The 23,972-nt window shown below is 69.2% G+C and carries 20 protein-coding genes; 4 read left to right on the top strand and 16 right to left on the bottom strand.

What is annotated here, in order from left to right; all coding sequences use genetic code 11:
- Nucleotides 1-120: 120 nt before the first annotated feature.
- On the top strand, nucleotides 121-951 hold the full coding sequence (locus tag ACYVKL_RS07895; RefSeq protein WP_379169545.1) for an alpha/beta fold hydrolase: 831 nt from the start codon (nucleotides 121-123) through the stop codon (nucleotides 949-951).
- Between the two features lie 24 nt (nucleotides 952-975).
- Here the strand turns inward: ACYVKL_RS07895 and ACYVKL_RS07900 are convergent, their stop codons facing one another.
- Nucleotides 976-1,920: a helix-turn-helix transcriptional regulator gene (locus tag ACYVKL_RS07900; protein ID WP_379169547.1), complete on the bottom strand. Its 945-nt coding sequence runs from the start codon at nucleotides 1,918-1,920 to the stop codon at nucleotides 976-978.
- Between the two features lie 63 nt (nucleotides 1,921-1,983).
- Here ACYVKL_RS07900 and ACYVKL_RS07905 point away from each other — a divergent pair, with 63 nt between their 5' ends.
- On the top strand, nucleotides 1,984-3,132 hold the full coding sequence (locus ACYVKL_RS07905; protein WP_213556331.1) for an epoxide hydrolase family protein: 1,149 nt from the start codon (nucleotides 1,984-1,986) through the stop codon (nucleotides 3,130-3,132).
- Between the two features lie 37 nt (nucleotides 3,133-3,169).
- On the opposite strand, the gene ACYVKL_RS07910 is transcribed toward ACYVKL_RS07905, so the two are convergent.
- The 4 genes from ACYVKL_RS07910 to ACYVKL_RS07925 form a co-directional block, all read right to left on the bottom strand.
- Nucleotides 3,170-4,042: an LLM class flavin-dependent oxidoreductase gene (locus ACYVKL_RS07910; RefSeq protein WP_379169549.1), complete on the bottom strand. Its 873-nt coding sequence runs from the start codon at nucleotides 4,040-4,042 to the stop codon at nucleotides 3,170-3,172.
- Between the two features lie 83 nt (nucleotides 4,043-4,125).
- Nucleotides 4,126-4,434 (bottom strand): pyrimidine/purine nucleoside phosphorylase, encoded by a 309-nt coding sequence (gene ppnP / locus ACYVKL_RS07915; protein ID WP_357195668.1) that lies wholly within the window; start codon nucleotides 4,432-4,434, stop codon nucleotides 4,126-4,128.
- A gap of 91 nt (nucleotides 4,435-4,525) precedes the next feature.
- Nucleotides 4,526-5,443, bottom strand: coding sequence for a patatin-like phospholipase family protein (locus tag ACYVKL_RS07920; protein WP_379169551.1), 918 nt, complete (start codon nucleotides 5,441-5,443; stop codon nucleotides 4,526-4,528).
- A gap of 65 nt (nucleotides 5,444-5,508) precedes the next feature.
- Entirely contained in the window at nucleotides 5,509-6,807 is a 1,299-nt protein-coding gene (locus ACYVKL_RS07925; protein WP_379169553.1) for a hypothetical protein, read from the bottom strand.
- Nucleotides 6,808-6,894: 87 nt separating this feature from the next.
- Here ACYVKL_RS07925 and ACYVKL_RS07930 point away from each other — a divergent pair, with 87 nt between their 5' ends.
- Nucleotides 6,895-7,869 (top strand): dimethylarginine dimethylaminohydrolase family protein, encoded by a 975-nt coding sequence (locus ACYVKL_RS07930; RefSeq protein ID WP_379169555.1) that lies wholly within the window; start codon nucleotides 6,895-6,897, stop codon nucleotides 7,867-7,869.
- A 34-nt stretch (nucleotides 7,870-7,903) separates the two neighbouring features.
- Here the strand turns inward: ACYVKL_RS07930 and ACYVKL_RS07935 are convergent, their stop codons facing one another.
- The 5 genes from ACYVKL_RS07935 to ACYVKL_RS07955 form a co-directional block, all read right to left on the bottom strand.
- A complete protein-coding gene (locus ACYVKL_RS07935) occupies nucleotides 7,904-10,279 on the bottom strand; it encodes a RelA/SpoT family protein (RefSeq protein ID WP_379169557.1) in 2,376 nt (791 codons plus the stop codon).
- A 151-nt stretch (nucleotides 10,280-10,430) separates the two neighbouring features.
- The gene (locus tag ACYVKL_RS07940; protein ID WP_379169558.1) at nucleotides 10,431-12,029 is read right to left on the bottom strand and encodes an ABC-F family ATP-binding cassette domain-containing protein; all 1,599 of its coding nucleotides are present in this window, start codon (nucleotides 12,027-12,029) and stop codon (nucleotides 10,431-10,433) included.
- A 176-nt stretch (nucleotides 12,030-12,205) separates the two neighbouring features.
- Nucleotides 12,206-13,453: an MFS transporter gene (locus tag ACYVKL_RS07945; protein WP_379169559.1), complete on the bottom strand. Its 1,248-nt coding sequence runs from the start codon at nucleotides 13,451-13,453 to the stop codon at nucleotides 12,206-12,208.
- Between the two features lie 159 nt (nucleotides 13,454-13,612).
- Entirely contained in the window at nucleotides 13,613-14,092 is a 480-nt protein-coding gene (locus ACYVKL_RS07950; protein WP_379169561.1) for an RrF2 family transcriptional regulator, read from the bottom strand.
- A gap of 43 nt (nucleotides 14,093-14,135) precedes the next feature.
- Nucleotides 14,136-16,115 (bottom strand): peptidoglycan DD-metalloendopeptidase family protein, encoded by a 1,980-nt coding sequence (locus ACYVKL_RS07955; RefSeq protein ID WP_379169563.1) that lies wholly within the window; start codon nucleotides 16,113-16,115, stop codon nucleotides 14,136-14,138.
- Between the two features lie 169 nt (nucleotides 16,116-16,284).
- Here ACYVKL_RS07955 and ACYVKL_RS07960 point away from each other — a divergent pair, with 169 nt between their 5' ends.
- Complete coding sequence (locus tag ACYVKL_RS07960) at nucleotides 16,285-16,563, top strand: hypothetical protein (protein WP_379169565.1); 279 nt, start codon at nucleotides 16,285-16,287, stop codon at nucleotides 16,561-16,563.
- 27 nt (nucleotides 16,564-16,590) lie between these two features.
- Here ACYVKL_RS07960 and ACYVKL_RS07965 read toward each other — a convergent pair whose 3' ends face one another.
- The 6 genes from ACYVKL_RS07965 to ACYVKL_RS07990 all read right to left on the bottom strand — a co-directional run bounded on the left by ACYVKL_RS07965 (nucleotide 16,591) and on the right by ACYVKL_RS07990 (nucleotide 23,937).
- On the bottom strand, nucleotides 16,591-17,163 hold the full coding sequence (locus ACYVKL_RS07965) for an adenine phosphoribosyltransferase (protein ID WP_379169567.1): 573 nt from the start codon (nucleotides 17,161-17,163) through the stop codon (nucleotides 16,591-16,593).
- Nucleotides 17,164-17,201: 38 nt separating this feature from the next.
- The gene (locus ACYVKL_RS07970; protein WP_379169880.1) at nucleotides 17,202-18,872 is read right to left on the bottom strand and encodes an ABC transporter substrate-binding protein; all 1,671 of its coding nucleotides are present in this window, start codon (nucleotides 18,870-18,872) and stop codon (nucleotides 17,202-17,204) included.
- Between the two features lie 67 nt (nucleotides 18,873-18,939).
- Nucleotides 18,940-20,139, bottom strand: coding sequence for a protein translocase subunit SecF (gene secF, locus ACYVKL_RS07975; protein WP_379169568.1), 1,200 nt, complete (start codon nucleotides 20,137-20,139; stop codon nucleotides 18,940-18,942).
- A 2-nt stretch (nucleotides 20,140-20,141) separates the two neighbouring features.
- The gene (gene secD / locus ACYVKL_RS07980) at nucleotides 20,142-21,815 is read right to left on the bottom strand and encodes a protein translocase subunit SecD (protein ID WP_213556342.1); all 1,674 of its coding nucleotides are present in this window, start codon (nucleotides 21,813-21,815) and stop codon (nucleotides 20,142-20,144) included.
- 102 nt (nucleotides 21,816-21,917) lie between these two features.
- On the bottom strand, nucleotides 21,918-22,277 hold the full coding sequence (gene yajC, locus ACYVKL_RS07985; protein WP_379169570.1) for a preprotein translocase subunit YajC: 360 nt from the start codon (nucleotides 22,275-22,277) through the stop codon (nucleotides 21,918-21,920).
- A 169-nt stretch (nucleotides 22,278-22,446) separates the two neighbouring features.
- Complete coding sequence (locus tag ACYVKL_RS07990; RefSeq protein ID WP_379169572.1) at nucleotides 22,447-23,937, bottom strand: flavin-containing monooxygenase; 1,491 nt, start codon at nucleotides 23,935-23,937, stop codon at nucleotides 22,447-22,449.
- Nucleotides 23,938-23,972: the final 35 nt, after the last annotated feature.

Consider the following 23,972-nt stretch of genomic DNA (forward strand, 5'->3'; position numbering starts at 1 on the left):
CTTGTGTTACGCGCGGTACCGGCTAGCATGGCTTGATACCGCGCGAGGGTGAGTCGGTGCTGACGACCCTCGAGGCCGCAGCCGCAGTGCAGCACCGCTACTCAATGAGGAGAGCGCCCGATGCCGGAGTTCGACTATCACGGCGTATCCGTGGCCTACGACCACGCCGGATCCGGTGATCCGATCCTGTTCCTGCACAATATCGGCGGCGACCGCCACATCTGGACCAATCAGACCCGCGAGCTGGCCGCCACCAACAGCGTCTACGCACTGGATCTGTTCGGCTACGGCGACTCCGATTCCCCCACCGAGGGCTATACGGTCGCCAACTACGTGCGGCTGATCTCGGAGTTCATCGAGGCGCACAACCTCACCAACCTCACCCTGGTCGGCAACTGCTTCGGCAGCGCGCTCTCGCTGCTGTACACCCGCGCCAACCCGCAGAACGTGCGCGCCCTGGTCCTGTGCAGCCCGCTGACGGCCGCCACTCTGCGACCCACACCGACCGGTTGGACCGCCCGCACGGCATCCCGCCTCCCCCTCGACGCCGTCGCGTCCGCCATCCGCCTGCCCGGCGTCGCCGCGAACCTCGTCGTCCGCGAACAACTCGGCCCCCGCGGCCGCTCCATGACTTCCCCGTCCTTCACGGCCCTGCGTCACCGCTGGTCGGAGCCCCGCCGCCTGTACCCGCCGGCCGCCATCGCCCGCGACCTCCCCACCCTGGCCACCCTCGACTCCTTCCACCCCTCCCCCTCCTTCCCGCCCATCACCACCATCTGGGGCGCGAAGAACCGCATCCTCTCCGCCGCCGCGGGCGCCCGCCTCAACGAAACCCTCCGCCCCACCGAGGCCATCGAGCTCGCCGACTGCGGTCACCTGATCATGCTCGAGCAGCCCGAAACCGTCACCACCGCAATCCGTTCCGCCACCCGGACCGCCTTGGCGGGTTGACACACCCCGCCACGCGCCCGCCGATCACTCCGCCGCGCGCTGCAGGCGGGCGGCCATCTCCCGGATGTGGTCGGCCAGCTCCGGCGGTTCGATGACGCGGAATTCGAAGCCGAACGTCGCGACGTAGACGGCGATGGCATCGAGGGTGTCGCCACCGGTGTGCAGGATGCAGGTGTTCGCGTCGATCGCTTCGAGGACACCGACTGTCGGAGAGATGACCTCGGCGGCCTGCTCGGCGGCGGCCAGCAGGGTGAGGCGGGCATGATGGCGGTACGGCGCGGTGGTGACGCCACGGGAGACCTGGGACGCGGGATCCGGGGCCTCGCGCGGGGTGAAACGCGGGCCGGTGGGGGTACGCGGGGTGAGGCGGTCGACCCGGTAGGTGCGCCAGTCCTCGCGGTCGACGTCCCAGGCGGTCAGATACCAGCGGCGGCCGTGGTGAACCAGGCGGTGGGGTTCGGTTGTACGGAGCGAGGTTTCACCGCTGTGGGTTCGGTAGTCGAAGCGGAGGCGGTGCTGGTCCCGGATGGCGGCGGCGATGGCGGTGAGGGTGTCGGGTTCGACGCGGGGGCCGCCGTCGGGGACCGCGACGGTCGCCTGCTGCAGGGCGTTCAGGCGGTGACGCAGGCGGGACGGGAGGACCCGCTCGAGCTTGGTGAGGGCGCGCAGCGAGCTCTCCTCGATGCCGGCGATGGTGCCGCCCGCCGCAGTGCGCAGGCCCATGGCCACGGCGACCGCCTCTTCGTCGTCGAGCAGGAGCGGTGGCAGGTTCGCGCCGGCGCCCAGACGGTAACCGGCGGAACCGACGGTGGCGTCGACGGGATAGCCGAGAGCGCGCAGCTTTCCGATATCGCGGCGCACGGTGCGCACATCCACCTCGAGGTGGGCGGCCAGTTCCGCGCCGCTCCACTCGCGCGGAGTCTGCAGCAACGACAGCAGCCGCAGCAATCTGGCCGAAGTTTCCAACATGATTTCAACTCTGCCAGACAGTTAGGACCGAAACTGTCCTAACTACCTCGTAGCGTAGATCTCATGAGCGAACAGATCACCCCCTTCCGGATCGACATCCCCCAGACCCAGCTCGATGATCTGCGCCAGCGGCTCGACGCCGCACGCCTGCCCGCCCCGCTGCCCGGCGACGACTGGGATACCGGCGTCCCGGTGCACTGGCTGCGTGAACTGGTCGACCACTGGCGCACCGGATACGACTGGCGCGCGGCCGAAGCCGAACTCAACCGGTACCCGCAGTTCCTAACCGAGATCGAGGGCCAGCGGGTGCACTTCCTGCACATCCGCTCGGCCGAGCCCGATGCGGTGCCGCTGCTGCTCACCCACGGCTGGCCCGGATCAGTGGCGGAATTCCTCGACATCATCGGCCCGCTCACCGATCCGCGCGCCCACGGCGGCGACCCCGCCGACGCGTTCCACCTGGTCATTCCTTCCCTGCCCGGGTTCGGATTCTCCGGTCCGGTCGCCGACACCGGATGGACGCGCGCGCGGATCGGCCGCGTGTGGGCCGAACTCATGAACCGCCTCGGATACGAGCGATACGGCGTGCAGGGCGGCGATATCGGCGGCTCGGTGAGCCCCGAGGTCGCACGATCGGCCCCGGACAAGGTGTTCGGCGTGCATGTCAACGGCGGAACCAACCTGCCGCCACAGTCGGCGGTGAACGACCTGGACGAACTCACCGATCTCGAGCGCGACAAGATGGCCCGGATCCAGGCGTTCATGCGGGAAGAGTTCGGCTACATCGCGATTCAGTCCACCCGGCCGCAGGCCCTGGCCTACGGGCTGGTGGATTCGCCGGTGGGACAGCTTGCCTGGATCATGGACAAGTTCCGGGAGTGGACGCATCCGCGGAACGTGGTGCCGGACAAGATCATCGACCGGGATCGGCTGCTCACCAATGTGATGCTGTACTGGCTGACCGGCACCGCCGGGTCCGCGGCCTACGTCGGGTACGCGCAGACCGGTGAATGGGGCGCGCCCGCCGCGAATTCCGGGGTCCCGACCGGTGTCATCGCCTTCGCGCACGACGTCTGCATCCGCCGCTACTGCGAGGAGTCCAACACCATCACCCGCTGGGTGGACGTCGATCGCGGCGGGCACTTCGCGGCCATGGAAGAACCGGAAATCCTGGTCGGCGACATTCGCGAGTTCTTCCGCGACCTGCGCTGATCCTAGGGGGCCGGAATCCGGTGCGGTGCTGCCGGATTCAGGGCAGCAGCGGCCTGACCTTTTCGGTAGCGAAGCGGACGAAGCCGGACGGGTCGGGCTCGTCGCCGGTGGGTTGGAGTACGACGCTGGTGGCCCCGGCCTCGGTCCAGGCGATCACCGCGTCGGCGATCGCCCGGGCGTCACCGGCGACGCCGATCCCGGGGATGGTGTCGCGGCGCTCGGCCCGCAGCTCCGCCGCCACCCGGTCGGCGGCGCCCGCGCCCGTAGCGGACAGCAGGTAGACGACGATCGGATACGGTTGCGCCGCAGCGGCTTCGGGGCGCGCGGCACGCACGATCTCGGCGGCCGAGCGGATCCCGTCGGCGGGTGTGGAGCTGGTCAGGATCACCCCGTCGGCGGCGGCGCCGACCAGGGCCAGGGTGCGGGGGCCGGTCGCGGCGGCCAGGATCGGCGGCGCGGTCACGGGCGGCCAGTCCAGGGCGACCTCGTCGAGCCGAACGTACCTGCCTTGCACCGTGATTCGCTGCCCGGCCAGCAGCGCCCGCAGCGCCTCGAGGTATTCGCGCAACAGGGTGATCGGCGAGGCGACGCGCTCCCCCACCTGCCCCATCCAGTCCTGCACGCCGTGGCCCACACCCCAGATCCCGCGCCCGGGGAACATCCGCTCGAGGGTGGCCAGCTCCATCGCGGTGATCGCGACATTGCGCAGCGGCACCGGCAGCACGCCGACCCCGACGCGCAGCCGTTCACTCCAGGCCAGCGCGGCCGCCGCGGTGGCGATCCCGCCTTCGAGGAAGCAGTCCTCCCACAGCCACAGCTCCTGGAGCCCGCAGTCCTCAGCCGCCCGCACCACCTCCCGCAGCCGCTCGGGCGGTTGCTGCGGCCGGAACACCACTCCCAGCGTCGTCATCCCCCATACCTACCACGCGCCGGTGGAAAACGACTGCGGCCCGGCCTCATTCGAGAGACCGGGCCGCGGACCGCGTGGACGGCTCAGCCGAAGTGGCAGACGTAGTGGACCGGCTCGACGACCTCGATCACGAAGCTGGAGTTGCCCGGCACGGAGAAGGACTCGCCGCCGGCGTAGGCGACGGCCTCGGTCTCGCCGGCCAGGGTGACATTGCACTTGCCCTCGAGCAGCTCCATGATCTCCGGCGCGCCCGTGTTGAAGGTCAGGGTGGCGGGGAGGATGACACCGACCGACTTGCTGGTGCCGTCGGCCAGCTCGATGTTATGGCTCACGCACTTGCCATCGAAGTAGACGTTGGCGCGCTTGGTGACGGTGACATTCTCGAACTTCATGCTGCTTGTGAGTCCTTCGCTCGGGTGAGGACCTGCCCTGACGAGCCGGTCCGGTTCGCGCCGATCGTACCCGCGACCTCCGGGCAATCGATCAGTCGGGCACGCGGGCGGAGTCGCCGACGGCCAGCCCGTCCAGGGCCGCGGCGGCCAGCGCCCGGCCCTGCTCGATGATCGGGGCGGCACGATGGAAATCCATGGTGCCGCAGATGTTCTGCGGGACCGAGATCACCAGGTCGGGCGGGTGGGCGGCCAGCTGCTGGCGGGTGATGGAGGCCAGCATCAGATCGATGGCCCGCTGCGCCACATCGGTGGCGCGAATGCTGCTCAACGCGGGCGGCTGCTCGACGGTGGGCTCCTCCGGCGCGCGGGCCGCGCCGAGCCGCTGCGCCGAGGCCCGCCACCACTGGGTGAACCAGTTGGCCCGCGGCTGCGCACGGTCGTAGACCGGATCGGGCGGACCGGACAGGTCGACCCCGATGAGCAGATCCGCGGACCCCAGCGCCATGGTCGCGACCACCGGCAGCGGATCCAGCACGCCGCCGTCCACCAGCACGTGACCGTCACGCAGCACCGGGGTGATGAACCCGGGGATGGCGATCGAGGCGCGGATGGCGGCATCGAGCTCGCCGTCACGGAACCAGGTCGAGCGGCCGGTGGTGATGTCGGTGGCGACCGCGATGTACGGGATCGGCAGCTGCTCGATGCACAGCTCGCCCAGCATCTCCCGGATCCGGTCCAGAATCCGTCCCGCCCGGATCACGCCCGGCTCGCTGAACGCTGGATCCAGCAGCCGCGCCACCTCGAACTGCCCCAGAGTCGTTGCCCAGGACGTGAATTCGTCCAGCTTGCCCGCCGCGAACAGACCGCCGACCAGCGCCCCCATCGACGACCCCGCCACCCCGGTGATCTCGTAACCGCGCTCGCGCAGCTCGTCGATCACCCCGATGTGGGCATACCCGCGCGCCCCGCCGCTGCCGAGCGCCAGCGCCACGCGTTTACCGTTCGCCATGGCGGTGTCCCGTCCGTTCGTTTCGTGCCCGATCGGGCATCAGCGCTCCCGTCGCATCGTTCACATCAGACCCGGGGCTCGATCGCCGCCCGCTCGGCGACACGCACCTCGACCGGCCGCCAGCGCCGCAGCAGATAGATCCCCGCCGCGCAGCCCGCCGTGATGACCAGCGCCGTGTACGCCGGCACCGGTTCGTGCGGCACCTGCGCGAGTCGATACCAGTGCGGCGAATACCCGATCCGCCCGAACGGCCTGCCGCGCAACGCGATTCCCGCCGACGGCACGAACAGCACCGCCAGGCCGACCACCGCGCTCGTCGCCCGCCTGGGCAGCGCCGAACCGACACTGCCGCCGCCGATCAGCCCGATGGCCGCCACCCCGAGCACCGCCCAGTACACCGTCGAGACCCCGGTGACCGCGAGCAGCGCCGCCATCGCCGCCAACACCATCGAACCCGCCACCGCCAGGTACGGGCGCGGCCACAGCCACGCCACCAGCAGCCCGGCCGCCACCGTGACATCGACCAGCGCGTCCGCCCACCCCGGGCGCGGCACCGTGACCACCGCGCTGGCCGCGGCGGAGAAGCCGACCAGCAACAGCAGCAGGGTGCCGTCACGGCCGGGCAGGATCAGCGCGGCCACGAACGCCCCGAGGAGCACCAGCGCCACCGCCGTCACCACGACCGGCCACCGGTCACCGCTCTCGGCGAGCCACCGGGACGTGCGGGCCAGCACGAACACCGCCACCACCCCCGACACGATCGGAGCCAGCGAGAAGTCCGGTCCGTCGCCGGGAATCGCCTCGCGGCGATCGCGCGCCACCAGATGCGTCACGAGCAGCATCAGCGCGACCAGGATCAGCCACACCGGCGGCGCACCGCCGAAGAGCCGCTCCATCGAGCGCGGCCCGCCCGCGTCGGGCGGCGGCTGGGCCAGGTCCCCGAACACCGCCGAGCTCACGCAGCCGAACAGATACGCGCCGCCCGCGAGGGAGGGCGTCCAGACCAGCGGAGCCAGGCAACCCAGAACGACCCCGGCCCACAGGGCGTCGACGAAGTTCAGGGTGGTCAGCGATTCGATCTGGATCCACGGCAGGCCGATGTGATTGACCAGGATCCCGGTCAGCGCGAGGGCGGCCGCGTACCAGGCGGCCCGGGCGCTGCCGACACTCACCACCGCGGCCGCGGCGATCACCGCGGTGATGGCCCCCGACTCCATGGCCAGCGGCACGCTGCGGACCATCAGGTCCACCTTCTGCGGCTCCGAGGAGAACCAGCCGTAGCTGACGGGCATCATGATCGCCAGTCCGGCGGTCGCGGTGGCCGCGTAGACCGCCGCGATCCGCACCAGCGCGCGCCACTCCATGCCCCTGACGGTACGGGGATCAGCGAACTACCCGCAATCTTGACTCGCGGACGACCGGACAGGATCGAGGGCGATATCGTTCATGCCATGTCTGCTGCAACTCAGAAGGTTCGCGTGGATAGCGAGTTCGCCCGGTTGCGGACCGTGGTGGTTTCCCAAAGCGAATTCCGCGCCCCGGACAATATCGAGCTACTCGGCCATCGGCTGCCGGTGGAACCGAATGCGGTGGCGATCCTGGACGCGGTCTGGGGCAAAACCTTCGGCGAGGTGTACCCGGACAAACAGCGCGCCTGGGAGGCCGAGCGCGACGAACTCGCCGACGTGCTGCGCCGCCACGGGGTGGAGGTGCTGCGGCCGCGCCTGTTCACCGCGGACGAGAAGGCCGCGGCGGGTCCGGTCGGTTACGCCAACTTCTTCGTCCGCGATCCCTGGTTCACGGTGGGCGAGAACGTGATCGAGGGCGTACTCCAGTTCCCGCACCGCCGCCACGAAGTGCAGACCAGCCGCGATCTGCTGCTGCAGCGCGTGATGCCCGCTGCGGCGCACTATGTTTCGCTGCCCCAGCCGGGCATCGGCAATCCCGGGCCGGGCCCCTTCCTGGAGGGCGGCGATGTCCTGGTGCTCGGCACGCACGTGTTCGTCGGCCTGTCCGGTATGGCCAGCAATGCGCTCGGCTATCACTGGCTGGCGAAATTCCTGCAGCCGCAAGGTTTCACCGTCACCCCGGTCCGCCTGCCCGAGCATGTGCTGCACCTGGATTGCGCGATGAGCCTGGTCCGCGAGGGCTTGGTCGTCGTCTGCCCGGACCGGCTCCCCGACGGCCTGCCCGCACCGGTGCGGGACTGGGAGCAGATCGAGGTCAGCGAGGACGAGGCGGCCGCCATGGCCACCAACGGCCTGCCCATCGACAGCGAAACCTACATCACCGACCCGCAATTCGAGCGGGTCGGCAAGCAGCTCCAGTCCCGCGGCATCGCCGTGGAGTACATCGACTTCTCGGTGTCACGGCTGTTCGGTGGCGCGTTCCGGTGCACCACCCAGCCGCTGCTGCGCATCGAATGACCTCGGCCCCACCTGCTTCCGAAGCAGGTGGGGGTCAGGCCGCCGAGGTCACGCGGTAGACGTCGTAGACGCCTTCCACATTGCGGACCACATTGAGCAGATGCCCGAGGTGCTTCGGGTCGCCCATCTCGAAGGTGAACTTGGAGATGGCGACCCGGTCACCGGAGGTGGTGACCGCCGCGGACAGGATGTTGACCTTCTCGTCGGCCAGCACCTTGGTGACATCGGAGAGCAGCCGCGTGCGGTCGAGCGCCTCGATCTGGATCGCGACCAGGAACACCGACGACGGCGACGGCGCCCACTTCACCTCGATGATGCGTTCGGGTTCCGAGCGCAGCGAGTCGGCGTTGGTGCAGTCGGTTCGGTGCACGCTGACCGCGCCGCCGCGGGTCACGAAGCCCATGATCTCGTCGCCGGGCACCGGGGTGCAGCACTTGGCCAGCTTGGAGACGGTGCCGGGCGCGCCCGGGATCTCCACGCCGGCGTCCCCGGTGGTGCGCTGGCGGGCGGGCACCGTGGACGGCGTGGACCGCTCGGCCAGTTCGTTCTCGACGTCGCTGACGCCGCCGAGCTGGGCCATGAGCCGCTGCACGACGTGGTGCGCGGACACCTGGTTCTCGCCGACCGCGGCGTAGAGCGCCGAGATGTCGGTGTAGTGCAGCTCGTGCGCGAGGGCGCTCATGGCGTCGACGCTCATCAGACGCTGCAGCGGCAGGCCCGAGCGACGGACCTCCTTGCTGATCGCGTCCTTGCCCGCTTCCAGGGCCTCCTCGCGGCGTTCCTTGGCGAACCACTGCCGGATCTTGGCCTTGGCGCGCGGGGACACCACGAAGTTCGACCAGTCCCGCGAGGGTCCGGCGTTCTGCGCCTTGGAGGTGAAGATCTCGACGACCTCGCCGTTCTCCAACTGCCGTTCCAGCGCGACCAGGCGGCCGTTGACGCGGGCGCCGATGCAGCGGTGCCCGACCTCGGTGTGCACGGCGTAGGCGAAGTCGACCGGGGTGGACTTCTGCGGCAGCGTGATCACGTCGCCCTTGGGGGTGAACACGAAGATCTCCGGCGACTTCAGGTCGAAGCGCAGCGACTCCAGGAATTCGGCCGGGTCGGCCGCTTCCCGCTGCCAGTCGAGCAGCTGACGCATCCACGCCATGTCGTCGACTTCGGTGGAGTCGTTGGAGTGCTTGCCCTTGGTCTCCTTGTACCGCCAGTGCGCGGCGATGCCGAACTCGGCGGTCCGGTGCATGTCCTGGGTGCGGATCTGCACTTCCAGGGGCTTGCCGTCGGGGCCGACCACGGTGGTGTGCAGCGACTGGTACACGCCGTAGCGCGGCTGGGCGATGTAGTCCTTGAACCGCCCGGCCATGGGCTGCCACAGCGAGTGCACGACGCCGACCGCGGCGTAGCAGTCGCGCACCTCGTCGCAGAGGATGCGGATGCCGACCAGGTCGTGGATGTCGTCGAAGTCCTTCCCCTTGACGATCATCTTCTGGTAGATCGACCAGTAGTGCTTGGGCCGGCCCTCGACCACCGCGTTGATGCGGCTCGAGGCGAGGGTGTTGACGATCTCGGCCCGCACCTTGGCCAGGTAGGTGTCGCGCGAGGGCGCGCGGTCGGCGACCAGCCGCACGATCTCGTCGTACTTCTTGGGGTGCAGGATCGCGAACGCGAGGTCCTCGAGCTCCCACTTGACCGTGGCCATACCGAGGCGGTGGGCCAGCGGCGCGATCACCTCGAGGGTTTCGCGCGCCTTCTTGGCCTGCTTCTCCGGCGGCAGGAAACGCATGGTGCGCATGTTGTGCAACCGGTCGGCGACCTTGATCACCAGCACGCGGGGGTCGCGGGCCATGGCGATGATCATCTTGCGGATGGTCTCGGCCTCGGCCGCGGCGCCCAGGTTGACCTTGTCCAGCTTGGTGACACCGTCGACCAGGTGGGCGACCTCGGTGCCGAATTCGGCGGTCAGGTCGTCGAGCGCGTACCCGGTGTCCTCGACGGTGTCGTGCAGCAGCGCGGCCACCAGCGTGGTGGTGTCCATGCCCAGCTCGGCCAGGATGTTCGCGACGGCCAGCGGGTGCGTGATGTACGGGTCACCGGACTTGCGGAACTGGTGGGCGTGCTTTTCGTCGGCGACGTCGAAAGCCCGTTGCAGCAGCGCCAGATTCGCCTTCGGGTACAGCTCGCGGTGCACGCTGGCGAGCGGTTCCAGCACCGGCTTGACGGCGGCGATACCGCGCTGCCCGGTCATCCGCCGGGCCAGGCGCGCGCGGACGCGACGGGAAGCGGAGGTGGGGACTGCGGTGGTGTTGCGGGCAGCGGCCGCCGGCTGAGCGGATGGAGCGTTGGCCGCTGGGGTGGCGGACCCTTCGTCGGGCGATTGCCCCGAGTTCGCCTTCTCCAGATGCTGTGTCATGCCACCTCCGTTCGCGGCCTCGATCGGAAAACCATATCGGACCGTTCAACCACCCAGATCATCCACTTTAGTCCTGGAATCGGATCCCGACCGGGGCGCCGATCACCGCCGGTGCGAACCGCTCCGGAGCGATGAACGATACCCGTCCTGCTCACTGTTCGCTCGGACTCTCCTCCAGCCCGTCGCGGGTCAGTTCCAGCCGTCGTGTCACCCCGATCCCGGCCAGGAAACGCGGATCGTGACTGACCACCACGAGCGCGCCCTGGAAGCTCGCCAGCGCCTCGGTGAGATGGGCGAGGCTGGGCAGATCCAGGTTGTTGGTCGGCTCGTCGAGCAGCAGCAGTTTGGGCGCGGGCTCGGCCAGCAACAGCATGGCCAGCGCCGCCCGCAACCGTTCGCCGCCCGACAGGGCCGCGGCCACCACGTCGGCGTCGGTGCCGCGGAACAGGAACCGGGCCAGCTGGGCGCGGATCCGCTCAGGTGCGGCGTGCGGCGCGGCGGCCGCGACGTTCTCGAAGACGGTCATCGATTCGTCGAAGACGTCCAGGCGTTGCGGCAGCATGCGCCACGGCACGGCCGGTCCTTCCTCCCGGATGCGGTGCAGCAGCGTGGTTTTGCCGATGCCGTTGCGCCCGGTGAGCGCGATGCGTTCGGGCCCGGACACTTTCAGGGTCACCGTGGGACCGCACGGCAGCCGCGCCTGGGTCAGCTCGATCACGTCCTGCCCCGGATACAGGCGGGTGCCAGGCAGGTCGACGCGGATCTCCCGGTCGTCGCGCAGCCGGTCCTGCATGTCGGTCAGATGGTCCTTGGCTTCGTCGACCTTGCCGAGATGGTTGTTGCGCAGCTTGCCCGCCGACACCTCGGCCGCGCGCTTGCGCGCCCCCATGACGATCTTGGGTTCGCGTTTCTGGTCCCACATCTTCTGCCCGTAGCGCTGGCGACGGTCGAGTTTGATGCGGGCTTCGACGAGTTCGCGTGACTGCTTGCGAACGTCGCTGCGCGCCTCGCGGATCGCGGCCCGGGCCGCCTCCTGCTCGGCGTCGATGATCCGCTCGTAGTCGGTGTAGTTGCCGCCGAAGACCCGCACCGCGCCGTGCCGCAGCTCGGCGATGGTGGTGACCCGGTCGAGCAGTTCCCGGTCGTGGCTGACGGTCAGCACGGTGCCGGGGAACTGGCCCACGACCTCGTAGAGGCGTTCGCGCGCCACCTGATCGAGATTGTTGGTGGGTTCGTCGAGCAGCAACACGTCGGGCTCGCGCAGCAGTTCGGCGACCAGGCCGAGCAGCACCGTCTCACCACCGGACAGCGTGTCCAGGCGGCGATCGAGCTGCGCGACATCACCTGCGACGTAATGCAATCCGAGTCGGCCGAGCAGCGCCACGGCGCGTTCCTCGATATCCCAGGCGGCGCCGACGGTCTCGAAGTCGGTCTCGGTGCCGGTCCCGGATTCGATGCGGTGCAATGCCTTCCGAATCCCGGCCAGCCCGAGCACCTCATCGACCCGCTGCCCCGCGGCCAGCCCCAGATCCTGGCGCAGGTACCCGAACCGTCCCGGCACGGTCACCGAACCGCGCGCAGCGCGCAATTCCCCGGTGATCAGCCGGAACAGGGTCGATTTCCCCGCGCCGTTGGTGCCCACCAGGCCGACGTGACCGGGCCCGAACTGGGCGTCGAGTCCATCGAACACGGGGGTGCCGTCGGGCCACGCGAAGGTGAGATCGGAAACAGAAATAACAGGCATGGACATGCGGGCCTCCAGAGCATGAGCGAATGCGGCGCGCGATTGCGGGCCACTCGGCGATCAGCTCAGAAGAGCAACGGCATGTCTCCGATCAGACGGGAATGAGAACCGAACTACGGTAACCGTGATCAACGGGGCAGGGCAAGAACATATTTCCGTGAGCCGAGTCTCAGCGCCGCTCATCACACGGTGAGGCGCAGATATCCGAGCGTCACCACCGCGAACGCGGCCGCCACACCGAACATGGCAGTCGCGCCGTGCGCCAGGGTCGACCCGCCCAGCAGCGTCCCCGCGCCGATCCCGAAATAGATACACGAGGCGTTCAAGGCCACCACCAGCCCGGGCTCCTGTGGCGCGGCCGCGATGAGGCGATGCTGCTGCGCCGGCGTCTGGCACCAACTCGCCGCACCCCAGCCCACCGCCAGCACCCCGACCAGGGCGGGCAGGTGCGTCCCGGTCGCGGCCAGCACGCCCATGATTCCCAGCGCGACGGCCATCGCCGCGTATCCCGCGGTCAACACCCGGGCGGCGCCGAACCGGTCGGTGGCGTAACCCGAGGACAGGTTGCCCGCGACCGCGCCCAGCCCGTAGAGCATCAGCACCCACGCCGTGGCGCCCACCCCGATTCCCAAGGCCCCCAAGGCCGGAACCGCGTACGCGTACACGACATACGCGGCGCACATCCCCAGCACGGTCACCGGCAGCACCGCCACGACCGACCGGTTACGCAGCACCGCGAGCCGGGCCGCCAGTGGCACAACCGGATTCCCCGGCAGCGCGGGCACCCACGCCGCCACACCGGCCGCGGCCACCAGGCACACCACCGCGACCCCGATCAGCGCCGACCGCCAGCCCAACCAGCGCCCCAGCATTTCCCCCAGCGGCACACCGAGCGCGGTGGCGATGGTCAGACCGCCGACAACCACCGCGAGGGCTCGTGCCCGCGCCTCGGGCGGCACCAACGCGGCAGCCACCGCGCCCGCGTTCGGCGTGAACGCCGCCGCCCCGAGCGCGGCGGCGATCCGAGTCGCCAGCAGCACCCAGAACACCGGGGCCAGCGCCGAGCCGAGATTCGACAGCGCCAGCAGCAGCAACGCCGACACCAGCAGCGTCCGCCGCGGCAACCGCGCGGTCAGCGTCGCCAGCACCGGCGACCCGACCGCGTACGCGGCGGCGAACACCGTCACCGCCAGTCCCGCCGTTGCCGTCGAAACCTCCAGCGTCCCGGCCAGATCCGGCAGGAATCCCGCGAGGATGAACGAATCGGTGCCGACCGCGAAGGTCCCCAGCGCCAGAATTCCCGTGCGACGCAACCCATCCCACGCGCTCACACTCCCGGCCTGCGCCGCGCCCGCGCCACCGGCTCGCGCGGCACTGCTGCCGACATGGGCCGCCGCGCTGTATTCGCCCTGAGTGACAGAGCACTTCACCCCTACAGCCGCGCTATCGGCCTGCCCTCCGGGCACGACCCCCGCGGCGGCGGGTCGGGCCGAGATGGCCCCCGAAACAACCGGGATATTTGACATCCCGAATCTCCTTCCGAAAAAACCCGGCGCGAGCCGGGTCGGTTCCCTGACGCCACGACCGGGTCAGCCGGTCACGCTTTCATAGAAGCGCCGCGTGTATTTCGAGGCGCTGGCCGGGGTTGCGGCCATCAGGTCGGCCACGGTCTGAGCCGACAGCTCGCGCCGCCAGGCGAGTTCGGCGCGCCCCATGGCCGCGGCGATGCCGCAGGGCTTGTCGAATTCCGTACTCGCGCGGGCGGCCCCGGCGCCGCGGCGGCGAATCTCGGTGCACCGGAAGGCTTCCGTGCGACCCTCGACGGCGGCGACCACGTCCATCAGGGTGAGGCGTTCGGGTGCCCGCGCGAGCCGGTATCCCCCGCGCGCGCCGGGCGTGGAGTCGAGAATCCCTTCCCGCACCAGGGGCTGCAGCCGCTTCTTCAGGTACTCGGGCGGCAGTTCGAAGATCTCCGCCAACCGCGCGGTGGCGATCGGCGCGTGATCGTCGAGCCAGGCCAGCGCCACGCAGCAGTGCAGCCCCCATTCGACGCCTTCACCCATCAACATGAATAGGGATGGTACATGTCCCGAATGGTCGGGCCAACCCCGTTCAGCGGCCGATGCGGCGGGCCTTCATCCCCGTGCTGAGCGGCACCTCGACGACCTTGCCGCCGGATTCGGCGTGCAGCATGTGGCCGCCACCGGTGTAGATCCCGACATCGGAGGGCCCGCGCGGCCCGAAGGAACCGAACACCAGGTCACCGGGCTTGGCCGACAGCAACGACACCTCGATGCCCTGTTCCCACTGCTGTTCGGCGGTACGCGGCAGCGTGATCGTGCTGCCGCTGCCCGCGAACACCGCCGCCGCGGTGAACCCGGCCTGGTCGAATCCGCCGTCGCTGGGGCCGCCCGGCCCGCCGCCGCCGAACACATACGGCGTCCCGAGCCATTGCTCGCCCGCGGCCACGATCTGCGGGCCCAGGTCGGCGTGCTGGTCGGCCTGGAAGCGCCCCTCGCTGCCGAGGCTGCGGAAGCCGGGTTCGGCGGCCAGGATCCGCGCCACGTAGGGCCGGGTCTCGGTGTAGTGCCGCGAGATCTGGTTGGGCATGCCGCCCGAGGCCAGCACCGCGCCCTCGCCCGCGTTGTAGGCGGCGATGGTGAGCGCGGTCAGGTCACCGGACACCTTGCCCGCGGCCATCCAGCCCTCGATGGTCTTGGCGATGGCGCACATGTAGCGGCCCTGCCCGATGATGGCGTCGGCCGGATCCAGCACGCTGGCGTAGCCCTTGCCGTCGGCGTCGATGACGTAGGGCTGTCCGTCGGGTGCGAGGGCCCGGGCGGTGCCGGGCATGAACTGGGCGATGCCCTGCGCGCCGTCCGGGGAGACCGCGTCGGTGCGGAACCCGGACTCGGCCTGGCCCTGGGCGGCGAGCAGGGACGCCCCGATCTCCGGGCACAGCGAGCCCGCGCGGCGGTACCAGACCTCGAGTTCTGCGGGCACCTTCCCGGCGGCGAGATTGCCGCCAGCGGTGCCGAATCCGTTCTCGCAGTAGGGTCCTCCGGGCGCGGGGATGCTGCCGCCGGCCAGCCACGGCATCGGGTCGACCTGACGCCCGCCGGTCAGTCGTCCGCCCGGCACCAGCTCGAAATGCAGGTGCGGGCCCGAGGATTCGCCATTGCTGCCGACATCGGCGATGTGGCGGCCCATCTGCACGATGTCGCCGGTGCGCACGAAGATGCCGTTCTCGTACATGTGGCCGTACACGGTGGAGTAGCGGCGGCCGCCGGCGTCGAGGGAGTCGATGACCACCCAGTCGCCGAATCCGGAGGCCGCGCCCGAAGCCACCACCAAGCCATCGGCGGCCGCGTAGATCGGGGTGCCCGCGGCAGCGGCCAGGTCGACTCCCAGGTGCGTGCCGCCGCGCGCACCGAAGACGTCACTGACGGTGAATGTGCCTGCGGCGAGCGGGTATTGGTGACGTCCCGCGCCGGTGAGGCTGCCCGCCTCGTTCACGGTCCCGGGTGCGGCGGCCATGGCGGCGTTGGCGGGCGCGAGCACGGTGGAGGTGGGGGCCGCGTCCTTGACGGTGACCTGCACGCGGTCCAGGCGGTTGCGGGCGGCGTCGCCGCGATCGCCCAGCGGGGACCACTGGATGCCGGCGGCCGCGCCGGGAGTCCAGCTGCGCTGCTTCCAGATCAGGTAGTCGATGTGGAAGGCGGCGGCGTTCTCCTGCAGGAACGACACGATGGCGTCGCCCTTGCCGGAATCGCCGCCGACGATGAATTCGACGGCGCGACCGGCCTTCAGGTCCGGCGTCGAGTCGTCGTCCACCAGCCCGCGCATGTCCATCATCCCGAAGCGGGCGACCGTGCAGCGCAGCACGCGCAGCGCGCCCTCGGCCAGACCGGCTTCGACGGGCGAGCCGGTGGACGGGCAGCTGGGTTCGGTCCGCGCGGAGGTGAGGGCGGGCAGCGCCGGTGCGCCGGGACCGCAACTGGTCTCACTGGCGGGCAGAATGATGACCAACAGCAGCGTCATCACACCCAGCACCAGGCAGATCGCCCCACCCACGAGGAATTTGGGCTTCACGCCCGAACGCTCCCGGCCACCGCGCTCATCACCGGGACATCATGCCATGGCGGACACGCGGTTTCACGGACCCGCGCAACTCCCGCCCCGCACCTGCGTGTTTTTCCGAAGCGGACCTCGTGTCGGTTTCAACGGGCATCCGGCGGGCATCCCTGTAGGTATGCCGTACGTGGCCCGCAATGAAGTCCACGCCGCTCGCATCATCAGCGGCGTCGGCGCGCTGTTCGCCCTCATCGAGGGCGTCTACATCCTGATGCTGGTCCTCGATGCCGACCAGTCGAACAAGTTCTTCGTCTTCATCAAGGGGCTGGCCGAACCACTGGCACTGTTCTTCCCGGGGCTGTTCCACACCGGCAGCGTCGACTTCGACATCATCCTGGATTACGGTCTGGCAGCGATCTTCTGGCTGATCGTCAGCGGCTTCGTCGCCCGCGTCGTCGCCCGCTGAACGGCGGGCGACGACACCGGGTGCGAGTCAGAGCTTGACGATCGAGGTCACCGGGTAATCCCCCTGGCGCTCACGGCCATTGAGGAAACCGAGCTCGAGCACCACCGCGGCCGCGGTCACTTCGGCCCCGGCTGCGATGAACAGCTCGGCCGCCGCGGCGAGGGTGCCGCCGGTGGCGAGCACGTCGTCGAGCAACAGCACCTTGCGACCCTTCAGGTCGATGCCGTCGGCGGGGATCTCCAGTGCGGCCGAACCGTATTCGAGGGTGTACTCCCGGGAGATGACCGGCGGCGGCAGCTTGCCGGCCTTGCGGACCGCGACCACGCCGGTGCCGAGGATGGCGGCCACGCCCGCGCCCAGCAGGAAGCCGCGCGCGTCGACACCGGCGACCAGGTCGGCGTCGGGCGCGCAGGTGGCGAAGCAATCGAGCACCGCACGGAAACCGGCGGAGTCGGCGAACACCGGGGTCAGGTCGGCGAAACGCACTCCCGGCGTCGGGAAGTCATCGTGCCAGCGGGTCAGCCGCTGTACGGCTTCCTCGGCGCGGGCGGCCCGCTCCCCCACCAGTTCGGCCGTCTCCAGCATTTCGTGCTTGCTCATTTACACCCACTCCTCATCACCACGCCGGTCCGGCACATTTACCGTTTCAGTACCCAGCGATCCATATTCCAGCCCGCGCCCGCTTTCGTGGCGCCGGCGATGCCGTTCTCCATGCCGTTGCCGAACCCGATGGTGCGGGGGGAGGCGAACAGCGGAACCGACGGCATCTCGCTCCAGAGCAGGTTCTCCTGCTCGTTCAGCAGGTTCAGCACGACTGTCGAGTTGTCCTCCGCCGCAAGCTGATCCGCGATGGCATCGTAGCGGCCGTTGCCGAATCGCCCGAAATTCAGGCCCGCGCCGGTGCGCAGCGCGGCGATGGCGTCGGTCGCGCCCAGGGTTCCGGAGGGTCCCGGTATGGCCGCGGTGCCGCCCAGGATCGCGTCCACCTTGCCCTCGGTGAGCTGCGAGGCGGTTAAATCCGGTGCGCCCGCGTCGATCACGTTCACGCCGGCGGCCTTGCAGGCGTCGGCGATGGCGGCGACCATGGCCGCGCGGCGCTCGTCGGGCTTGACGTAGCCGATGCGCACCGTCTGGTTGGCCAGGCTCGAGGACGCGGCGGCCTGCGCGGCGGTGCCGTCGCCCTTGTACTTGTCGCCCGCACCCGAGATCGACTGGTAGTACACCGAATCCTGTTGCACGGTCCGCGAATTGAGCGGCCCGGAGCCCAGGCCGATCTTGACGGTGTAGTCCGGATGCCCGAACTTCTCGAACAGCGCCTGCCGCGGCACGCACGAGGCGAAGGCCCGGCGCGCGTCCGCGCCGCCGAACACGCCGCCGGTGGCGAGCACCAGCTGTTCGACGCCGCGACCCGGCAGGTTCTCCTTGTGGAACCCGCCCAGACTCACGTCACCGAGCGAGCCCGCGCCGACGTCCAGGACGCCGACGGAGTTGTCGGAAACCTTGGCCTTCAGGTCGGAGTGCCGGTCCCACACCACGATCCGCGGCGTCTTGGGCTGATTGCCCCACCACTTCTCGTTCTTGACCAGGACCAGACCGTCCTTGTCACCGAAGGAGTCGATCCGGTACGGCCCCGAGGACGGCAGCACCGTCAGATCCAGCTTGCCGGGGGCCAGCTTCCAGCCGTTGTTCCAGAAGTCGGCGACCCGCTCGAGGGTGGGCTGATCGCCGGTCTGCACCGGCGTCACCACGTTCGGGACCTTCACCTGGGTGGCGACCACGTGCGCGGGCATCAGCTCCGCGGCGTTGAACAGCGTCTTCCACGCCGCGTAATGCTTGCCCGGCCGGAACAGGACGGTGGCGTCCTTGGATCCGGGCTGGCAGTCCACGCGTTCGATGTCGCGGTACCCGTCGGTGCTCGCGGCGTCGAAGAGCGGAACGGGCCCGCCCGGTGCGGGTTTGGTGAATCGCCCGCTGCGGGCGGCCCAGGTCAGCACCAGGTCGTCGCACGAGGTGGGGATGCCGTCGGAGTAGACGCCCTCCGGGTTGAGCCGGTACTGGATGGTCTGCGCCTCGCCCGGTACCTCCTTGGCGGTGCCGGTGTCGGTGTCGGCCACCGGCTGCCCATCGGGTCCGGTGTAGAAGAACCCGGTCAGCACCCGCGAGAACACCGCGGCCGCACCGCTGTTCGCGCCGAGCGCGCTGCCGCCGTTGTAGGAGGCGACGACCGCGTCCACGCCGTACCCGATGGAGGGCACCTGGTTCTTGCCTGCGCAGCCCGCCAGCGCGCCGGCGGCGAGCGTGCCCGCCATCAGCGCGACGGCGGTCCGGCGCACGACAACCCTCTGGTCTTGTTTCACCCGCGAACCCCCTGCGCGCTCAGTGCCGTCGATTCTGTCGTTTCCCGCTCGGCCGGGCGCCGGGACGCGGCGCCCCGGAGCTCTGACGCGGTCCGCGCTCACGCGCGATGCCATCGGGCGAGGCGACCGCCGCCGCGCCGACCCGCACCTGAGCGCCACCCGAGCGGCGGTTGAGCACCTTCTTGGTGTGCGCGGCCACCGGACCCCAGGTCTCCTTGATGGAGACCAGGATCGGCACGGCGAAGAAGATCGACGAGTAGCCACCCACGATCATGCCGACCAGCTGCACCAGCGCCAGGTCCTTCAGGGTGCCGACGCCGAGCAGCCACACCGCGACCACCAGCATGCCGATGATCGGCAGGATGCCGATGACGGTGGTGTTGATCGACCGCATCAGCGTCTGGTTGGCCGCCAGGTTCGCCTTCTCCCCGTAGGTGTGCTTGCTCAGGTGCAGCACGCCCTTGGTGTTCTCCTCGACCTTGTCGAAGACGACGACATTGTCGTAGAGCACGTAGCCCAGAATCGTGAGCAGACCGATGACCGCGGCCGGCGTCACCTCGAAACCGACCAGCGAGTAGACGCCGGCCGTCACGATCAGGTTGAAGAACAGCGAGGCGATGGCCGCGAAGGACATGTCCCGTTCGAAGCGAATCGCGATGTACAGCATGGTCAATGCGACGAACACGACCAGGGCGAGCAGCGCCTTCTGGGTGACCTGGCCACCCCAGGTCTCGCTGATCTCCGCGACGCTGATGGCGCTGCGGCTGGGCTGATCGTTGCGATCCTTCGGCTGGAAGGCATCGAACAGCGCGTTCTGCAGTTTGTCGGCCTGCTCGGCATTCAGCGTGTCCGAACGGACCTGGATGGTGGCCGAGGAGCCCGAGCCCACCTTCTGCACGGTCACCGGGTCGTGGCCGAGCGCGGTCCGGTACACGTCCTCCACCTTGGAGGTGGTGACGTTGTCGGCGGCGGGCAGCTGAATCCGCGAACCGCCCGCGAAGTCGATGCCCAGGGTGAAGCCCTTGAACACCATGCTGGCCATCGCGATGGCGATCAGCGCCGCCGCGATGCCGTAGTAGATCTTGCGCTTGCCGACGATCTCGAAGCCACCGGTACCGGTGTAGAGCCGTTCGAACAGGCTGTGCCGCTTGTCCATCGGCGCGGACTCATAATCGAGTTCCGAATCGGAATCCACCATGATGGGTGAGGACTTGGCCATGATCACGCCTCCTTCACCAGGACGCGGGCCGTGGCCTTGCGTTCCTGTGCCAGATCTGTAATTGCGCCCAGGCCGTTCACCGACGGCTTGGCCCAGAACGGCGACCGCGAGACCAGCATCATCAGCGGCGCGGTCACCAGGTACAGGACGATGACGTCGAGCACGGTGGTGACACCGAGGGTGAAGGCGAAACCCTTCACCTGGCCCGCGGCCAGCACGTACAGCACCGCGGAAGCGATCAGCGAGACCGTCTTACCCGAGAGGTTGGTGCGCTGCGCGCGCTGCCAGCCGCGCGGCACCGCGGAACGGAAACTGCGGCCTTCACGCATCTGGTCCTTGATGCGTTCGAAGAAGACGACGAACGAGTCCGCTGTCATACCGATACCGATGATCAGACCCGCGATACCGGCGAGGTCGAGGGTGAACCCGATCCAGCGGCCCAGCAGCACGATCAGCGCGTACACCGCCACACCCGCCGCGAGCAGCGAGAAGCCGGCCAGGAAGCCGAGCATGCGGTAGTAGAGCAGGCAGTACAGCAGCACCGCCACCAAGCCGATCGCGCCGGCGATCAGGCCCGCGCGCAGCGAGGACATGCCCAGCGTCGCCGAGACCGTCTCGGCCTCGGAGGTGGTGAACGACAGCGGCAGCGAGCCGTACTTCAGGGAGTTCGCGAGCTCCTTGGAGGTCGTCGCGTTGAAGTTGCCGCTGATCTGCGTGCTACCGCCGAACTGGTTACCGGACTCGACCCGCGGCGCACTGACCACCTTGGTGTCGAGCGCGAAGGCCAGCTGCTTGCCGACGTACTCGTTGGTCAGCTTGCCCCAGGTATCGGAACCGCTCGACTTGAACTCGACGTCCACCACCCAGCGGCCCTGACGCGAATCCAGTGTGCCGGAAGCGTTCTTGATCTCCTGGCCGTCCAGCTTGGACTTGTCGAGCAGGTAGACCTCGGTGCCGTCGCTGCTGCAGGCCACCAGCGGCAGGTTCGGGTCGTCATTGCCCTGCAGCGGATCGGGCTTCGAGCAGTCCATGGTGGCCATGGCCTGCAACTGCACCGTCTGATCGGTGCTCTGCCGCAACGCCTTCGCGGCCGCGATCTCCTGCTGCAACTGCTGCGGGCTCGGCGCCGGAGCGGGAGAAGGAGTGGTCGGGGCCTGCTCCGGGAACACCCGGTTCTGCGGGGCCGGCGCCTCGGCCGAGGTGGTCGGCGCGGAGGCGGTGGTGCTGGGCGCGGCCGGAGCGGTGCTCGGCGTGGCCGCCGGAGTCGGCTGCGGCTGGGCCTGCTTGCCGACCTGCGGCGCGGTGACGTTGAGCACCGGGCGCACGTACAGCTTGGCGGTGGTGGCCAGCGACTTCGCCTGCCCGCCGTCCTCGCCGGGCACCGTGATCACCAGGTTGTCACCCTCGATGACGACTTCGGACCCGGCGACGCCGAGTCCGTTGACGCGCTTCTCGATGATGTCCTGGGCCTTCTTCAGGCTGTCCTGGCTGGGCTTACCGCCGTCCGGGGTGCGGGCGGTCAGGGTGACCCGGGTACCGCCCTGCAGATCGATGCCGAGCTTCGGCGTGTGGTGCTTGTCGCCGGTGAAGAAGATGAGGCCGAACATCAAAGCCACCAGCGCGGCGTATACACCGAGCAAACGCAGCGGATGCGCCGTTCCCTGAGAAGGTGGCACAGTACTTTTCTCCTAGGCGGGATGGAAGGTGGAACGTGCGGGTACACGCCGCAGCGCCACCGGCCGCCGGTCTCCCGGAGCGGCCGATGGCGCTGGATGTGTTCAGTCCTTGGTCAGCCGCGGCGCGTCGTCGGCGGCTTCGGCGGGGGTGGCGGTGTCCGCGGGGACGGCGTCCTCGGCCTCGACGGCCTCGGTGTCGGTGGCCTCGTCCTCGTTGCGAACCTCGAGCACCGACTTGCGCAGCCAGGTGGTGACGACCTCTTCGGCGATCTCCAGATCGACGGTGCTGTCATCGAGTTCGACCACGGTGCCGAACAGACCCGACGTGGTGACCACCCGGTCGCCGACCTTCAGGGCGTCCTGCATGTCGGTGACCTTCGCCATCTCCCGTTTCTGGCGGCGTACACCGAGGAACATGGGGATGAGCAGGGCAACCAACAGCAGTGGCAGCAGAAGATCCATCGTCGAAGTCAGCTCCTGGTCAGTGGTAAGTCAGTACGTTTCCCGACAGTCTGCCAGTAATCCCTGAGAGAACGCGCGCCGACCTGTCCCAGTGCCTCCAGGTTTTCGCCCAGGGCTGATTCGCCGGCTACCCGGGGTTGCACCGATATTTCCGACCGCACAGTCCGACTCAGGCGGTCTGCTGCCCGTAGCTGTAGTCGTCGAGCGGGAAACTCGACGCCTCGCGGTGGGCGTTCAGGGTGCTTGTCGGGCGCAGCAGCGCGGCCTCACCGTGCTGATTGAAGTAGTAGCTGCGCGCGGTCGAGCACTCGCCGCCGTAGAACACCGACGAGCCGAGCTTGTCGGTGACACGGTCCAGGAATTCGGCGTTGGCGCGCTCGGTGACCTCGAAGACCTGCTCGCCGCGGCGGAACATCTCCCCGAACAGGCGCGCCATGTGCTTCATCTGCGCCTCGATGGTGGTGAAGTAGGACAGACCGCTGTAGGAGTAGGGGCTGTTGAGGCTGACGAAGTTGGGGAACTTCGGCACGGTGATGCCCTCGTAGGCCTGGAAACGGTTGTCGCGCCAGAACTTTCCGAGGTTGCGCCCCTCGCGGCCGATGATCTCGATGGCCGGGAAGTTGACGTCCCACAGGTTGAATCCGGTGGCCAGGATGAGGGTGTCGACCTCGGTCTTGTGGCCGTCGGCGGTGACGATGCCGTCGGGTTCGATGCGCTCGATGGAGTTGGTCTCGAGCCGTACGTGCGGCTCGTTGAAGGTCTTGAAGTACAGGTTCGAGAAGGTGGGCCGCTTGCAGCCGAAATCGTAGTCGGGGGTGAGCTTCTCGCGGGTCTGCTTGTCACGGACCTGGGTGCGCAGGTGCGCCTTGGCCAGCAGTCCGGCGGCCTTGTTGAGCGGCTTGGCCTGCTTGAAGTGCAGCACGCCGACCACCATGAGCGCCTCCAGCATGGAGGTGTTGATCAGGCGAGCGGCCTTCTGCGTCACCGGAACTCGCTCGAACAGCTTCTGCACGCTCGGCGGGATGGGGGCGTCGACCTTGGGGACGACCCAGATCGGGGTGCGCTGGAAGACGGTGAGCGCCTGCGCCTTCTTGGCGACCTCGGGGATCAGCTGCACGGCGGTGGCGCCGGTCCCGATGATGGCGGCCTTGGTGCCGGTGAGGTCGAAACCGTCCTCCCACGCGGTGGTGTGGATGATCTTGCCCGCGAAGCTGTCGATGCCCGGGAACGGCGGGGTGTAGGGCTGGGACAGGAAGCCGGTGGCGGCCATCAGGTAACGCGCGGTGAGGGATTCACCGTTCTCGACCGCGACCACCCAGTGCTGTTCCTCGTCCCAGCGCGCGCCGCCGACGGTGGTGCCGAAGCGCATGCGCCGGCGCAGGTCGTATTTGTCGGCGACGTGTTCGGCGTACTTCTTGAGCTCCGAACCCGGGGCGAACAATCGCGACCAGTGCGGGTTGGGCTCGAAGGAGTACGAGTAGGTGACCGAGGCGATGTCGACGGCCAGGCCCGGGTAGTGGTTGACGTGCCAGGTGCCGCCGAGGTCGTCCTCGCGTTCGAGGATCAGGAAGTTGCCCAGGCCGAGCCGATCGAGCTCGATGCCCGCACCCATGCCGCCGAAACCCGCCCCGACCACGATGGCGTCGTACTGAGGTGCCACGCCGAACCTCCCGCTGAAGCTGTGTTGATGCCATG

The sequence above is a fragment of the Nocardia tengchongensis genome (assembly GCF_054781395.1).

Excerpts from the sequence above, each read along its gene's own strand:
- ACYVKL_RS07950 (WP_379169561.1), bottom strand. The coding sequence starts at position 14,092 with ATGTTGATGGGTGAAGGCGTCGAATGGGGGCTGCACTGCTGCGTGGCG.
- ACYVKL_RS07965 (WP_379169567.1), bottom strand. The coding sequence starts at position 17,163 with ATGAGCAAGCACGAAATGCTGGAGACGGCCGAACTGGTGGGGGAGCGG.
- secF (WP_379169568.1), bottom strand. The coding sequence starts at position 20,139 with ATGGCCAAGTCCTCACCCATCATGGTGGATTCCGATTCGGAACTCGAT.
- ACYVKL_RS07900 (WP_379169547.1), bottom strand. The coding sequence starts at position 1,920 with ATGTTGGAAACTTCGGCCAGATTGCTGCGGCTGCTGTCGTTGCTGCAG.
- ACYVKL_RS07940 (WP_379169558.1), bottom strand. The coding sequence starts at position 12,029 with ATGTCCATGCCTGTTATTTCTGTTTCCGATCTCACCTTCGCGTGGCCC.
- ACYVKL_RS07920 (WP_379169551.1), bottom strand. The coding sequence starts at position 5,443 with ATGGCGAACGGTAAACGCGTGGCGCTGGCGCTCGGCAGCGGCGGGGCG.
- ppnP (WP_357195668.1), bottom strand. The coding sequence starts at position 4,434 with ATGAAGTTCGAGAATGTCACCGTCACCAAGCGCGCCAACGTCTACTTC.
- ACYVKL_RS07930 (WP_379169555.1), top strand. The coding sequence starts at position 6,895 with ATGTCTGCTGCAACTCAGAAGGTTCGCGTGGATAGCGAGTTCGCCCGG.
- ACYVKL_RS07910 (WP_379169549.1), bottom strand. The coding sequence starts at position 4,042 with ATGACGACGCTGGGAGTGGTGTTCCGGCCGCAGCAACCGCCCGAGCGG.
- yajC (WP_379169570.1), bottom strand. The coding sequence starts at position 22,277 with ATGGATCTTCTGCTGCCACTGCTGTTGGTTGCCCTGCTCATCCCCATG.
- ACYVKL_RS07895 (WP_379169545.1), top strand. The coding sequence starts at position 121 with ATGCCGGAGTTCGACTATCACGGCGTATCCGTGGCCTACGACCACGCC.
- ACYVKL_RS07970 (WP_379169880.1), bottom strand. The coding sequence starts at position 18,872 with ATGGCGGGCACGCTCGCCGCCGGCGCGCTGGCGGGCTGCGCAGGCAAG.
- ACYVKL_RS07905 (WP_213556331.1), top strand. The coding sequence starts at position 1,984 with ATGAGCGAACAGATCACCCCCTTCCGGATCGACATCCCCCAGACCCAG.
- ACYVKL_RS07925 (WP_379169553.1), bottom strand. The coding sequence starts at position 6,807 with ATGGAGTGGCGCGCGCTGGTGCGGATCGCGGCGGTCTACGCGGCCACC.
- ACYVKL_RS07935 (WP_379169557.1), bottom strand. The coding sequence starts at position 10,279 with ATGACACAGCATCTGGAGAAGGCGAACTCGGGGCAATCGCCCGACGAA.